Below are 14,853 nucleotides of genomic sequence, written 5' to 3' on the forward strand. Positions count from 1 at the left end.
TTGGTTATTCCCCGCTGCCGGTCTCATTATTCAAACTGACAAACGCTAACAGCTCCTTGAAGCTTCCCTGGCCGGTGACGGCATCGAGTGCATAGCGAGTATCTGCACAGGGCTCATAGACTTGGTCGAAAATATCGATTTGTTGGTTCAACGTATCAATGGCCTCCAGCGCCATACCCTGCTCGCGCCCGTCTACGGGTTTGAGGAAAGCAACAGACAGGGAGCGAGGCTGCTGCTCGCCTTGTTCTGCCAGTACGTAGCTGGCATAAGCACGACTGCCGAAGCTGTTTTGATAGCCAGTTGGTGAGACTTTGACAGCAGCTTCCGTCAGAGCTTTGAGTGTTTTATCAGCGAGGTCTTTATTACCGTTGAGGTTCTCCACCAGCTGATCAACATTAATGCAGAGGTAGCTGTAGAACAAGGCAGCGGCGAAACCCCGCTCGCCAATATGCGCAGCACCAAGATCATCTTGTCCATCATTCAAGTCATCCACTGCGGTGAAATAGTCGTCTTCAATAGTGACCGAATGAACGCTGATGGCATGGGCAACCTGGCAGGCGGCCTCGATATTTTTATCGGGTTTGGATGCCAGCATACGACCGAACAAGGCGATATCAGCATCCATACGATCCTTACGCAACAGTTTCAACTCTTCTGTTTCTGGAGCCCGCTGTTCTTCGGCTAACTGCTTGGCCAACGCCATGACACCCTTCCACTCCGCCTGACTGACATGCACCAGCTGTTCAATCTCCAGCTGTTCTTTTTTTACCTTGCCAAACACATTGGCAATGTCTGCCGCCCATTCCTTGGCTTTTTTCTCAGCCACGCCATTAGCCACCAGCACATCATAAACACTAGGACCAATATTTTTGGTGCGCGTGCCGATATGGCCATCCAACGAATGCTCAAACAGATCGGATGTGCGCCAGTGTCGTTTCAGGCTCTGGGAGCTGATGCGCAGGCGTTCACTACCGCCCATGCGGGCGGTTTTGGGGCGGCCCATATCATCACGATTGAGATTGGATGGCGGATAAGAGGTGAGGATATGAAGTTGTAAAAACTGACTCATGATGAATTCCTTTTACGGTGAGTTTATTTAGAGTGGCTGCTGGCAGCGCGGTAATATTCAGTCGCCCATTTCAGAGCAATACGTTTTTCGACGTCCCGGGGCACACGGTCGTGATATTCCGCAAACCAGCAGAGGATGTCGTCGGCCAGTCGGGCCAGTGGTGCCTTGCGATCCAGTTGTTTCACCAGACGGCGCAATAGCAGTAACAACTCTTCTTCACTCTCTGCGGTCTGTAGCCGCTGAAATCTCAGTTCACTCAGCAGGGAACGCTCACTGTTTTTTACTGGTGATCCGGCCATAGCGGCCAGCGAGCGGTAGTCGATGTTTTCTTCACTTTTGGATTTTCCCTTGGCGGTATCTTTGGTCTTTGTCCGTGGAGTAACATCGGTACGCACATCCGCCAGTACACCCGCCACACAGGCCCAGGCCAGCATGGCGAAGTGGTTATCCAGGTAGTTGCGTTTTGTTTGTGGCTTCGAGTGTTGTGCCAGCTCGTTCGGTGCCGGCTTGACCTCTGACTTAACGGCGTCTGACGAGCCGGGAGCTTCGTCAATATCAGTGTCCACGGGAGGGTTGATCGTGAACCAGAGCCGACGAAACCCATCAGTCATCAAGAGTGCAGGCAGATTTTCAGATCGACATAACCTGGCCCGCTGGCCAGAAGGTGCCTGCATGATGTTCTGCTCTTGCAATTCACTCGGGGCCGCATTCATCGATTGGTGCCAGCGCCGAAGCTGCCTGGCTTGCTCCACCGTTAAATACTGGCAATAGGGTGCGACTGTCACTGGCTCACCTCCTGTGGTTTGGTTGCGTCAACCTGGTAGTCCGTTTTGAACTGTTGAATCGGTTTTTTACTGTAATACAGCCAGACTTTCAGTTCGTTTCTGGCCTGTATTTTGTCTTTCATTTTGCGTGGTTCGGGTTCACTGGACAGTACTGTTTCGTCAAAGATATCCAGCGCTGTACGTTGCATGGCTTTTAACCAACGCCGGGCACTCTCTGGCGACAATTGCAGATAATCCGGATGCGCCTTGGCGATTTTGCCAAGCTCACTGATGGCAGCAAAAAAATGTGCTTCTGTTCGCTGCCAGAAGGTGAGGTCAATAAAGCTGAAGTCACCCTTGGCATCTTCTGAGCGTTCAAACCAGGCCTTTTTGATCTGGGAGCGTACTTGTTTGAGTATGTCCGTCGCCAAGCCTTGCAGCCGTTTAACCTCGCTAAAAAAAGCTTTTTCTAACGTCGGTGGCAAAGCAACAAACGGCATTTCAATACTATAGAAGCCACGGGGTTTCATATTGTCCATATCGTAGGCAAACGCCCATAAACGCAGCTGCTCTTGCAACTCATCAGCCAGCCGGTGAGCCATTTCATGCATATGATCGACCACTAATGCGGGGTTCTGGTTACCACCAGAACTGCTATCTGCGGCCAGCCGTAAAACATCCCATTGTTTGTAGCTGATACCACCCGGCTGGCCCTTGATCGACAAGCGCTCTTCTTCCGGTTTTTTAGGGTCTCCACGGTACGGAGTAAATGGATGAACGTACCAGTCACCTTCATAGTTAGCGCCATAATTTTGTGACCGGTAGTGGCTGACCAGTGGTTTCGATGCCCTTCCAGACAGGTCGCACTGCCCTTCTCTCATTTCAACATCCAAGCGAATACGCCGGGGCATGGCCCAGTAGCGCTGCAGTGGATGAACATCGATCGGTAGCACCGCACTGCCCTTTTTCTCACTAGTACGGGTGGCGGCCAACCAGGGAAATACCGAACCATCGGTAAAATCCGGTTCCGGCCACTCACCTTTGATCGCTTGCTGGAACCAGCTCAAACACATGACATTCAGCCACAGTGATGACCACAAAGTGGCTTCAGCCTGATTCGACAACACCAATGTCGATAGCGGCCCACCACCACGCAAACCGGTACGATGCCCCTGCCCCCCAGAAGGCGCGTTGATTTGTAACGTAAACAAGGCCAAGGCCGCCATGGGTAACGACATCTGCTGCATCAACTGCCGCTTGATAAAAAAGTCGGTATTAAGCTTGATGCCGTTTTCGCCGGGGGCTTCGATCAACAGCGACGCAACAGAGGATGATTTGGCGCTCTCTAACGAGTCAAAATCCTGCATAAACAGCGGGCCGTCGCCAGTCAGATTAAAGGCATGGGCTATTTGTTCGAGCGCCTGTTGCAAATCGTATTCTGATGGCGGGGCTTGCAAGCGCCCGAGCCATTCATCTTCGTCTTCCGGCGCAAACACCGTTTGCAACACGCCGATCATCAGCTGATAGGCAGCGCCTTGAAAATCGGTACGAGGAAACGCAAGATTCTTGATGTCCGGCCTGACAATCTCTGCCATGCGGATGGTCGTTTGCTGGCCGTTAATCAGAATAACCGGCAGCCATGGGTCATTGAGCAGATTCATCACACCTCCTGTGTCGTCTATCAAAACCTTCGTTTTATGCTTGCTCAGAGTAAAGAAACTATCGATGCAGTCACGAGACCATATGTTCCCGTATCGTTTTAACAGAGATCAGTAACGACATATCATCCGTAGGAGACGGCTGGAATCCATACTGTTGATAAAAAACTTTTGCGGTATCTGAGATTGCTTGCACCAGCACTCCTCGAATACCCACCTGGTTGGACACCTGCACAACTCTTGTCAGTGCATCTTTTAATAAAGCAGCACCCAATCGCTTCCCCTGCCAACGCGTGTCAATCGCCAAACGTCCCAGTACAATCACCGGAATAGGTTCTGGCATATTACGAGCGAAATTACTATTCGTCAGTGTACGCTCGACACTGCCAGTTGCCAGAGCATAGTAACCAACCACCCTCTGACCAGAGCAGATCACAAACGTACGACTGGCCCCATTGATCTGGTTTTTGAGCGCACGTTTTATTAACCATTCATTCAAGGTCTCGTTGCCACAATCGAAACCCAATAACTCATGAGTATGATTCAACGCCATGGGCTGTAACAGCGACCCCATCAATATAGACTCCTATCCTTGCTTTGCATTCAGAATATCAATGATTGAGAAAAATTTACAACAGCCATCGTCTTATTTAAAAAATCAAACCATATCAGTTAAACTCATACCGTTCTCCAGTAACCTGGAGATGCACCAACGATGGCTGTAGTGATGGCTGCAGTACCTGCGCTTCCCCGCTCTGCGGGGTTTTACAGATTCCCTCAATCCCAGGGAAATTCTTCCGACAAAAGATTTTTCAGCTTTGTATTCATAGGTACTGGCCGATCAAGCGCTTCTTCAAATGCCTGGAACGCGCTATCGTCCAGCTGAAAGAGTCGCCGGTCGAGCAGTATGTTCTCAGCCTCTCGACAGGCAACTTCCAGAATAAATGACGTCCTGTCCTTGTTCACCAACGCAGCCGCCTTAGTCAAAAGTGCCTGCTGACCTGGCTCCACTCTCATATTGATTGGCGCTGTTCTAGCCATAACAATACCTGTCTTTTTGTGTATTCATTTGATACACACTATACCAATCAAAATAGCTGAAAGACATTAGCTTTTATTTATTACGCCAGCAATAACACCTGACTCCATACAATACCGCATCACCTCATCTTCTTCCGCCAACCAGAGATACTGGTATCTGGCATTACGATAACGCTGCAGAAAATCCAGCACGTCTGGGGAGCCACTTTTGCCATCCGAAGGGCCTAGCAAGGCTGTCAGCTGTTTACGTTTGTTCGATGCGAGCTTGACGGTGCTGAGCTCTATCGCGAATTGTGCATCAGTCACCCAGGGGATTAACTGGTCATCAACCCGACGTACCAAAACCAGCGAATCCTGATCAACTTCCTGGTAACGGGTACTGAGATCGGATTGATCCTCTGGCCAGTCGCCATCTGCAACACCCCAGCTATAACCCTGTTCAATGGATATACGACGGATCTGGCCGGTACTGGCCTTGAGGCGCTGCGCCGTTCGATATTCCAGTTCGAGCCCTTCAAAAGCTTCTGGTAGCGCTGGAGCCAACTCACCATAAACCGATTCGATCAACCGTCTGGCATCGTCCGGCATACGGTATCCGCCCTGCGCTCGCAGCACTTTCATTGCCATCCAGAGCGATGCCGGACTTTGATATACCGCTTGCGTCGCACGAAAGTTCTGTTGCAGCCAGTCAAGGGCTGGTTGCTCTTGCCACTCTGGTGAATACACCTGCAGCTTGGGGGTTTCACCCGATCGATGCTCCCGTAGATGACGATGTAGTCGCCCTGCTCGCTGAATCAGGTCGTCGATTGGACACAAATCGGTTATTAACAAATCCGCATCGACATCCAGACTTTCCTGGAACACCTGGGTACAAATGATGATTTTGCCAGCGCGGAGCGCTGGTTGACTCGTTTTTCCAATCCAATGCAACACTTGGCGTTCGATACGTTTGCGATCATGCAGCGTAAAGCGACTGTGAAACAACAGGGTTTCACAAGTGAAGCCAGAGTCCGATGGCGCATTGGCCAGTTGCTGGTTAATGGTGTCATAGGCTTGCTGGGCATCCCCTACGGTGTTACGCACCCAGACAACACAACGCCCTGTTTTAGCGGCAGCTAACAGCTGTTGGATCACAACGTCAACATCATGCAGAAAATCAACGTCGACTCGCCGAGAAACTGCAGCTCTGCTGCCCACTGCGGCCTCATCCGGAATTTCTCCTCTTGCAACACGCGTCGCCAGGGGGAAGTCGTCCAGTCTTCTGGACTGAGTCAGCCATGGCCCCGTTAACGGTTTGCCCCATGACGACACCGGCACCTCATTCCAGATTCGGCACAACCGCTCACGGGCGTCAAAGCTCAGGGTAGCGGTGAGCAAAATGACACTCCCCCCCTGATGAAGATGAAGCTTCAAGAGGGTTTCCAGCAATTGCAGCTGATAGGCATCGGCACTGTGAACTTCATCAAACACCAGCACTTTATGATGTAGACCCAGCACCCGCAAACTCTGATGTTTACGAGGCAACACCCCGAGCAAAGCCTGATCTATCGTGCCAACCCCTACCGGGGCCAATAAGGCTTTTTTGCGGGAATCTGCCAACCATTGGTTGCAATACAAGCTGGCGGTTTCGTCATCACGGTCATAGGCACTGTCGTCTGCTCCCTGAACCCCTACGGCCTCCCGGAAGCGTTCATCCATTGCTCGAGCTGAGTGAGCCAATACCAACGATGGTTTACGGCCAGAGCTCGTATCAAACATTTTCAGATAATGATCCGCCAAGCGATGAAACATGGCATTGGCCGTCGCCATGGTCGGCAAGCCAAAATAGAAACCTTGGGCATGTTTTGCCGCCATCAATCGATGCACCAAGGTCAATGCCGCTTCAGTTTTACCCGACCCGGTAATGTCCTCCAGAATAAACAGTTGCGGCTGCTCGGATAACTCAATGTGTTCCGCCCAGTGTTGCAGCGGCGTTGGCTCAAAACCAAACAGAGATTGAAACCCAGGAAAATTACTGGCCCGGATTCCGACCATCAGATCGGTTGCATCCAACGCTCTACGGGCGTTTTGTTGCGCTATTGGCCAGTATTCATCGACCGACATCGCATCAGTACGGTAGTGGAAATATTGCTGATCCGAACCAACCCAGTCTGAGATAACCGCCCAACCGGCCAGAACCCAGCTGGCCAATGCGAACCGGCCTTGCCACTCTCTATCGACCAGTTGCTCGACGGGCAAATCAACGTCAAGCAAATTGAACAGATCCGCCACAAAAGCTGACGCATCGGCAATATTTTCTTCGCAATAGAAGGCTTGCATTCCATCAGTGCGGGCATTGATCGGCTTGCCATGATGGCCAAGCACCACATCCATTAGCTTGCCGAACTGTAAGGCACTTTTACGGGCATGAACCGGACGGTTATTCCAACCAGGGATATCAATCTGACCTTTACGAAATAACTGCTCTACCAGATAACTCCCCAGGCGGTCATGCCGGTGTGTGCTGGCGTCATAGCTTCTCGCAGGCGGTTTCAATCCGGATGAAAAAGCAGAAAAAACGGGCAACTGCTGAAAAGCGGCCGAAAACTTACCAAGATCATGTAATGCCAACAGAAAGGTAAGCAGACGTTTTAATGACTCGGGAGGAAGCTCCAGCAGATCCGACAAATCATTCAGCAGTCCATCCTGCTGAGACAACAACAGATACCCCGTTGCCGCCACATCAAGCGAGTGATAAGCCAATAAATGGTAGCGGGCCGTATTGTCTTTCCCGGCGTTGGCTTTGCCCAGGTAGCGATAATAATTGTTCTCGACCATAAGAATTCTTCCCTGAATACAAGATGCCGTTATCAGACAACACCCTGACTCAACAGCTGAGGGTGAGGGGTAACGGCGTTATTCTCCACTGGTGGCAGCCGTCGTCCCCCGCCCCAGCAGCCGGTCAATCCACCCTCTCAGTGGCCAATAGACTAAAATGGCGGTCAGTACGCCCAGGCTGTTGGCGAGCATGTCGTCCCAGCCCATAACCCGGTGTGGCAGTTGTCCTTGGATCAGCTCCATGGTGCCGCCCAGTGCCAGGCAAAACAGCATAAACAGGCATTGGTTACGCAGTAGCTGGAAGCTGACTAGCCCCAGTCCAGCCAGGGACATGTAGGCCAGGAAGTGGGCGATTTTATCGGAGCCAGCAATGGTGTTGCCGGTCTGTTTGAGCGATGCCCAAACCACAACAACAAGTACAGCAACAAGCAGGATTCGGGCGAGATAGAGCAAGGTGGTCATCGGGGTTGCTCGAAAAATAAGGTTGGCAAGGGCGACAGCCAGCAGGTGAGCAACACCCGCTGGTTGCGTGCAGAGTTTAAAAGTCTTGCGCGGTCAGGCCAAGCGCGGCGGCAATGTCTTGCGTTCCACGCGGGGCAATCACGGCTTTGCTTCCGCTCTGATCTTTCAGATAGGTGGCGGCTACCCGTTGGACATCAGCCCAGCGGGTCTCCAGCAGGCGCTCGCGGTACTGTTGACGCAAATCGCGGCTGCGGCCACCCCGGTCCATATGAAATGCCTGTTTGGCTTCGCCTGCTGGCGAGCCAGGGCGATCCATCCCGCCGATCAGTCCGAGTACGGCCTGTTCTACCAGATCGTCGCCATTCGCACGCTCCAGTACCCAGCCAATGGAGGCGGCGAAATCGTCAAAGGTGCCTTCAACACGTGGGTCGCGGTAGGAGTAGAATTTGAAGCAGCTACTGGCGTTGTCTTGCGTCGCTCCGGCACCGTAAGCACCGCCTTTTTCGCGAATGGCAGTGTGGAGGTAGGCGTTCCGCAGCACTCCAGCCAATACCGACAGTACGGCGGCATCTTCGTGCACCATGGCGACGGTGGGCAGTGCCCAGGCACAAAAGTTGACTTGTGAATCGACCATCCAGTAGTTGGCGGTTGGTACCGGTGTCCAGGCCAATGTGGTGGGTGTCACCACGGATGGCTGTGGCCATTGCTGCTGCAGTGCGGCGAGGTGGGCATCACGATGGGGCGCATCATGAACCAGCAAGGCTTCATCCGGGCTGTTGGCGATACACTGGTACAGATTGTTGAGCGCGGCAGACAAAGAGGCTCCGCCGTCTTGCTGAGCCAGTTTCAGCCGTTGTTTCAGTTCAACCAGCTGGGGCATGCCGCTCATGACGTTGGTGATGTTGGCAACCGGATTCAGTGAGGCGGCGGCGGTAGACATCGCCAGGCTGTGACCGCTGCCGGTCACGCCCTGTTCACGGCGGGCTTTCATCTGGGTCAGCAGGTCGAGCAGGCGGGTATTTTCATCGAAGGTCGGGGTTTGCCAGGTCTCTTTCATCAGCGCGCTGAATTCACTGGCCTTGGTGCCCAGTGCCTTGCCACCCATCACCAGGTAGCCGTGCAGTTGTTGGCTATTTTCGACATCACCACGAATGGAAGCGTAGCTCGACAGGCTGCCCACCAATGCGGTCTGTTTGACTTGCTGGGTCAGGTAGTCGTTGCCCCCGGCACCGACTTCACTCCAGGCGTTGGTAAACAATGGCAGCCAGCTGAGTTGCTCGGCGCTCAGTCCTGGCAGATCGGTAATCAGTTGCTGGTACAGAATGCCGTTGGTGCCTGCAATGTATTCGGTCGTCGTCAGCGCTTCGGCATAGTGGTTGTCGGGGGCGACATGGTGAAGCTCGGGCTTGACGTCTTCGAGGGTCACTTGTGGCAACAAACCAGGATCGTCTTCTGCTGCCTGACGTTGTTGCAGAGCTTCCGCCTGGTCGCGAATGGCTTGCAGCTGATCCGTCGTCAAATTGGCGCGAATGGTGTCCAGGCGTTGTTGTTCCAGTCGCTTGGCTTCGGCGTTCAGGCCAGCATCCGGCAGCAGGCTGTAGCGTACGCGATGGCGATTGTTCAGTAACAGACGGGTGACGGCTGCCTGTACCCAGCCAGGTTGACTGGCGTTGGTGCGCAAGCGAGCCAGTGCCGGGTCGAGGTTGAGCATCGCCACCGGGTCACCGTGATGGGTTGCGGCGGGTAATGCATTAAAAATCAGTTGCAGGCCATAGGGATAGTGGTCGCCGCCGATCTCGCGCTGGTGCAGTTCCAGCTGATGCAAGGCGGATTCAACGATGTCGGCTTCTACACCCTCTTCGGCTACCCGCTGCAGGGTGTCGAGGATCAGGGTTTCTACGGCTTCGGCATGTTCCGGTTCACTGCCTTCCACACCGCACATAAAGCTCATTTCGTGATTGGACTCTTCGAGACCACACAGCGGTGATGGCGAGCCACCCAGTTCGGTCTGTTCCAGCGCACGACGCAGTGGCGAGGCGCTGTTGTCGAGCAGTATCTGGCTGAGCAGGTTGGCTTCCAGCTGGGCGTCCAGATCGATCGAGAAGCCCAGCAACCAGCCCAGCACATGGTGACTTTTGGCGCTGAGGTCATCGCCATCAACACCATAATATTCCTGCACAGCAACGGGGGCAGCGTAGCGTTGTTCTGCCGGGACACTCCAGCTCTGGGTCTGGCGTTCAAAGCGCGACAGCACTTCGCTTTCGAGCCGGGCTTGCAGTTCATCAACATTGAGGTTACCAAACGTCATGAACACGGCGTTACTGGGGTGATAATGGCTTTTGTAAAAATGCATCAGCTGGTCGTAGCTGAGCTGGGTGATCTCTGCCGGTTCGCCGCCGCTATTGAAGTGGTAGGTGGTGGTCGGGAACAGGTAGGAGCTGATACCTTGCCATAGCTGCGACACAGCAGATGACATGGCCCCTTTCATTTCGTTGAATACGACACCTTTGAAGACCAGTTTGGAGTTCGGGTCTTGCGGGTCTTCGAGTTCCAGCCGGTGGCCTTCCTGGGCGAAGTCGAGCGGGTCCAGACGCGAGAAAAAGACCGCATCCAGATAAACGTCGAGCAGGTTGTTGAAGTCCTTGTCGTTCTGGGAAGCAAACGGGTAAGCGGTCCAGTCGCTGCTGGTCATGGCGTTCATGAAGGTGTTGAGCGAGCGCCGGGTCATCATAAAAAACGGATCACGTACCGGAAATTTTTCCGAACCGCACAGCACCGTGTGCTCAAGAATGTGCGCTACTCCGGTGGAGTCTTTCGGCATGGTACGAACTGCGACCATAAAGGCCTTTTCGTCGTGGTCAGACTCCAGGTGGTAATGAACCGCCCCGGTGCCGCTGTGTTCATAGTGGTGAACCACCAGATTAAGGGATTCAACCGGAGTGGCACCCAGATGACGAAAAGCAGAATCAGACATAAACGGACCTTGTAGTATTCAGACAACGCAGGTTTTCAGTATTGATGACTTTCTGGCAGATAGCGATACGGAAGGCCTCTTTACTGAATAAAACGGTTTGTCACTCCACAGCAACAACCGAAGCAGCGCGCTGGAGTGTGTGGTTATTTCTTACATCTTTGAGTACATGCTTGAGGGTCACATGGTGTGGGTAAGACGGTCGGACTTCATGGCACCGGCAAGATGGGTTTCGATACGATCCCGTGCCATGGTGTTATCACCGGTAAACTGCACGCCGATGCCTGCCGTTTTGTTGCCCTGGGCACCGGGAGGCGTAATCCAGACGACTTTGCCAGCAACCGGCAGTTTTTCCGGGTCATCCATCAGCTTTAACAGCAAAAACACTTCGTCACCGAGCTTGTAAGTGCGATTGGTTGGAATAAACAGGCCGCCATCTTTGAGAAACGGCATGTAGGCACCGTACAGTACGGCCTTGTCCTTGATGGTCAACGTCAGAATACCGCTACGCCCCATATTGGCCATCAGTGTCTCCCTGGTTCGGTCACGAGTGTCTGCCACTCGATCATCAGTGATTCCAGCAACAGCTGGCGATTAAAAAAACTGGCTCCGGACTGTAATTGCCCTAACGCCTTGTTGATTCGGTCGTGCAAGGCTACCAGTTTTGCCGGTTGCAGAGTAGCGGCGTCAAAACAGCCCAGCACCTCAGGTTCCAGCAATTGCGTGGTGTCGGCTCCCATATGGGCACGCATCAGATCGGCCGTTAGCTGGCCAAGCCAGGCCAGTACGTCGGCGAGTTCGTCGTTTTTCCAGATCGTCACCATGGCATCGAGCGGCAGTGCGCCGTTTGACCATTGCTGCAACTGCTGTAGCCAGGTTTGATGTTGTTCATGCCGCTGCTGCTGTACCCATCGCAGCGCTGCAATCGGTGCCATCTGGTTCATTCGCAAGGCCTGCGCTGCCGCTGCCGGATCACAACCGTTAGCCAGCATCCAGTCGATGGCCTGCTGATGCGGTGGTGTCGCCAACGCCAGACGCTGGCAACGGCTGCGAATGGTCGGCATCACGGAACCGAGGCGCTCGGTTTCGAGTAGCAAAAAACTCTCCCCCGGCGGTCCTTCCAGGGTTTTGAGCAAGGCGTTGGCGGCATTGCCGTTAAGTACTTCAACCGGGTGCAGATTAACCACCTGGCAAGCGCTGATTTGTGGCGTCTGCATCAGAAACTCGTTGAGCTTGCGGATGCCATCGATACGGATCTGCCGACTGCCGTCTTCCGGTTTGCATTCCATGAAGTCTGGATGGTTGCCAGCTTGCCACAAACGACAACTGTGGCATTCACCGCAGGCAACACCGGCTTGTTGTTCTATCCGGCGAGAGCAAAGCAACCAGCGTGCGGTCTGTAGCGCCAGCGCGTGTTTGCCAATTCCCCGGACACCGGTAAACATCAGCGCATGGGGCAACCCCTGCTGTTGATGGCGTTTGATCAGGTCATTCCAGAGTCTGGATTGCCAAGGGTAAACATGCGTCCAGTGAGAGTCGCTCATGGAGCTCTCAGCAGGTTGAGCCGAATCGCCAGTTCGGCCTGAATATCATCCAGTGTCTGGGTGGCATCCAGAGTAACAAAGCGGGAATGTGTCGCCGCCAGTGTCTGAAAGCCGTCTCTCACCCGTTCAAAAAATGCCAGCTGTTCGATTTCAAAACGATCGGTCGCCTCACCCGTGGCGACCGACCGACCATGGGCACGCGCCATACCGACTTCAATCGGGGCGTCGAGCAACAGGGTGCAGTCTGGTTCCAGTGTTCCCTGGACGAGGGTTTTGAGGGTTTCGATGCTGCTCAGATCCAGCCCCCGGCCAAAACCCTGGTAGGCAATGGTGGAGTCGGTAAAACGATCACACAGCACCCAGGTGCCTTGGGACAAGGCCGGTAAAATAACCGCTTCGAGGTGTTGGGCACGGGCCGCAAACATCAGTAACAGCTCCGCCATCGGCACCATGGGTTCGGCGTGATGCGCCTTCAGCAGCTTGTTACGAATCAGTTCGGCGATAGGCGTACCACCAGGCTCCCGCGTCACAATGACGTCGATGTTTTGTGCCGTGAGCCAATCGGAGCACCAGTGAATATTGGTGGATTTACCGACTCCCTCGCCGCCTTCAAAGGTAATGAATTTGCCACGCGGGTTCGATGTCATGGCTGTGCTCCTGCTGCTGGCAGTTCCGGAGGTGATGACGGAACAGGTTCCGGTGTAGACCGGTAATCGGCCTTGCGGTTGCGTATCTGGTACTGGAGAACCGCCTTGTTGTGCTGTTCAAAGGTGGCAGAAAATACGTGCGAGCCATCACCACGGGCAACAAAAAACAGACTCTCCCCGTCTGCCGGATGCAGCGCGGCTTCCAGCGCCTGACGTCCGGCCAGGGCGATCGGCGTCGGCGGTAAGCCACGATTGCGATAGGTGTTGTAGGGGTTACTGCGATCGAGCAGATGGCGTTTGCGCAGGTTACCGGCAAAGTCGTCACCGAGGCCGTAAATCACCGTCGGATCGGTTTCCAGCCGCATACCTTGCTGCAGGCGGCGTACAAATACCCCTGCAATTTGGGGCCGTTCTGCTGCCACGGCAGTTTCCTTTTCGACAATGGAGGCCATCACCAGCGCTTGGTACGGCGTGCTGTACGGCAGGTCTTTGGCGCGCTGACGCCAGGCGTCTTGCAGCTGGCTTTGCATACGCTGGTAGGCCTGGATGATCACAGAGGAGGCCAAAGCGCCACTCGGATACACATAAGTGTCTGGATACAGCCAGCCTTCCGGGTTGCCGTCGATGCCAAGCAAACGTCCGACCTGTTCCGGGTTAAGCGGTTGGATATCTTGTTTCAGCTGCTGTGCGCTGGCGATGTTGTTTAGTGCCTCCGCCAGCCGTGTGCCTTCAATCAGGCGAACGCGGTAGGTGACCGCCTCAGCGGTTTCGAGCCAGGCGAGTAATTCAGGGCCAGTCAGCTGCGGCGGTACGTCATACTCCCCGGCGCGCAGGTGCTGCTTTTTTAATAAGCGGGCCTGTATGCGCAGCAGCAGTGCCGATGGCAACCAGCCATCCGCTTCCCATTGCCGGGCTTTGCCAGTCAGGGTATCGCCAGGATTGATCTGAATACGTACAGCACTGTCATTGCTGGCCGGTAACGTCCAGATCGCCAACCCCAATGCCAGCAGCAAAACGGGCAAGGTGGCGATCAACGCCAATAATTTTTTCAAAAAAGACTCTCCAGCCTGGACTGCAACGCCTTCATGGCATCCAGTGCTTCATGGTTCGGGGAATATTCTACATTATCCAGACGGGCAATCGGCACGATGCCCATCAGGCTGTTACTCAGGACCAACGCATCAGCCTGTTTGATATCGTCCAGCGACAAGCGGGCTTCTGTTACGACCAGCTGTTGGCGCAGCCATTGACGAATCACGCCATTGACGCCCGCAGCATCCAGCATCGGCGTCAGCCACTGCCCCGCCTTGCAGACCAACAGGTTGGAGTAACAGCCTTCGATAACATCCCCCTGTTCGTCCAACATCAGGCTTTCATCCCAACCCGGTTGAAACTCGGCCCTTGCCAGTATCTGTTCAAGCCGGTTCAGGTGTTTTAATCCGGCGAGCCGTGGCTGTCTGCCCAGGCGAACCTCGTTTACGCCAACGGTTAGACCGGAACATCCCATTGGCAACGCTGACCAGCGCCAGCGGGGCGCATCAAACAAGTGTAGCTGAATGCTGATCTGAACCGGATCAGGAGATTGATAGCCTCGCGGCCCGGCCCCACGGGTAACGAGCAATTTGGCAGCGGAATACTGATCCAGTGACGCAGAGAGAGGCACGTCATCAAGCGCCAGCAAGACATCGGCCATGGTTGTCGGCGGGAAACACAGGGCGCTGATACCGCTCTGCAGCCGAGCCTGATGCAACGACCATAACGGTACACGTCCGCCAGACAGGCGCATGGTTTCAAACAGGCCATCGCCATACTGCAGGCCACGGTCAGTGGCAGGTAAATAGTCCTGCCACTGACCGGCCACTCGACAAAGTACGGTCACC

At 54.2% G+C, this 14,853-nt stretch carries 13 protein-coding genes; all 13 read right to left on the bottom strand.

Annotated elements, in window-relative coordinates; translation table 11 throughout:
* Positions 1-4: 4 nt before the first annotated feature.
* Positions 5-1,069, bottom strand: a complete 1,065-nt coding sequence (cas7e, locus tag WG929_RS06600; RefSeq protein WP_416205400.1) for a type I-E CRISPR-associated protein Cas7/Cse4/CasC — start codon at positions 1,067-1,069, stop codon at positions 5-7.
* Between the two features lie 23 nt (positions 1,070-1,092).
* On the bottom strand, positions 1,093-1,854 hold the full coding sequence (casB, locus tag WG929_RS06605) for a type I-E CRISPR-associated protein Cse2/CasB (protein ID WP_416205401.1): 762 nt from the start codon (positions 1,852-1,854) through the stop codon (positions 1,093-1,095).
* Positions 1,851-3,494, bottom strand: a complete 1,644-nt coding sequence (casA, locus tag WG929_RS06610) for a type I-E CRISPR-associated protein Cse1/CasA (RefSeq protein WP_416205402.1) — start codon at positions 3,492-3,494, stop codon at positions 1,851-1,853. Before casA ends, casB begins: the two co-directional genes overlap by 4 nt.
* A gap of 70 nt (positions 3,495-3,564) precedes the next feature.
* Complete coding sequence (locus WG929_RS06615) at positions 3,565-4,044, bottom strand: GNAT family N-acetyltransferase (RefSeq protein WP_416205403.1); 480 nt, start codon at positions 4,042-4,044, stop codon at positions 3,565-3,567.
* 224 nt (positions 4,045-4,268) lie between these two features.
* Positions 4,269-4,532, bottom strand: coding sequence for a type II toxin-antitoxin system TacA family antitoxin (locus WG929_RS06620; RefSeq protein ID WP_416205404.1), 264 nt, complete (start codon positions 4,530-4,532; stop codon positions 4,269-4,271).
* A gap of 66 nt (positions 4,533-4,598) precedes the next feature.
* The gene (gene cas3, locus WG929_RS06625) at positions 4,599-7,349 is read right to left on the bottom strand and encodes a CRISPR-associated helicase Cas3' (protein ID WP_416205405.1); all 2,751 of its coding nucleotides are present in this window, start codon (positions 7,347-7,349) and stop codon (positions 4,599-4,601) included.
* Positions 7,350-7,427: 78 nt separating this feature from the next.
* The gene (locus WG929_RS06630; RefSeq protein WP_416205406.1) at positions 7,428-7,811 is read right to left on the bottom strand and encodes a VanZ family protein; all 384 of its coding nucleotides are present in this window, start codon (positions 7,809-7,811) and stop codon (positions 7,428-7,430) included.
* A 76-nt stretch (positions 7,812-7,887) separates the two neighbouring features.
* On the bottom strand, positions 7,888-10,785 hold the full coding sequence (locus WG929_RS06635; protein WP_416205407.1) for an insulinase family protein: 2,898 nt from the start codon (positions 10,783-10,785) through the stop codon (positions 7,888-7,890).
* Between the two features lie 177 nt (positions 10,786-10,962).
* Positions 10,963-11,307, bottom strand: a complete 345-nt coding sequence (locus WG929_RS06640) for a PilZ domain-containing protein (protein WP_369854565.1) — start codon at positions 11,305-11,307, stop codon at positions 10,963-10,965.
* Complete coding sequence (holB, locus tag WG929_RS06645) at positions 11,307-12,326, bottom strand: DNA polymerase III subunit delta' (RefSeq protein WP_416205408.1); 1,020 nt, start codon at positions 12,324-12,326, stop codon at positions 11,307-11,309. The genes WG929_RS06640 and holB overlap by 1 nt, the downstream gene beginning before the upstream one ends.
* Entirely contained in the window at positions 12,323-12,973 is a 651-nt protein-coding gene (tmk, locus tag WG929_RS06650) for a dTMP kinase (RefSeq protein ID WP_416205409.1), read from the bottom strand. Before tmk ends, holB begins: the two co-directional genes overlap by 4 nt.
* Positions 12,970-14,025 carry an endolytic transglycosylase MltG gene (mltG, locus tag WG929_RS06655; protein ID WP_416205410.1) on the bottom strand — a complete coding sequence of 352 codons (1,056 nt, stop codon included), beginning with the start codon at positions 14,023-14,025 and terminating at the stop codon, positions 12,970-12,972. Before mltG ends, tmk begins: the two co-directional genes overlap by 4 nt.
* A complete protein-coding gene (gene pabC / locus WG929_RS06660) occupies positions 14,022-14,852 on the bottom strand; it encodes an aminodeoxychorismate lyase (RefSeq protein WP_416205411.1) in 831 nt (276 codons plus the stop codon). The genes mltG and pabC overlap by 4 nt, the downstream gene beginning before the upstream one ends.
* Between the last annotated feature and the right edge of the window lies 1 nt (position 14,853).

Origin of the sequence: Oceanobacter antarcticus (assembly GCF_044962685.1) — a bacterium.
Taxonomy (GTDB): Bacteria; Pseudomonadota; Gammaproteobacteria; order Pseudomonadales; family Oceanobacteraceae; genus Oceanobacter; species Oceanobacter antarcticus.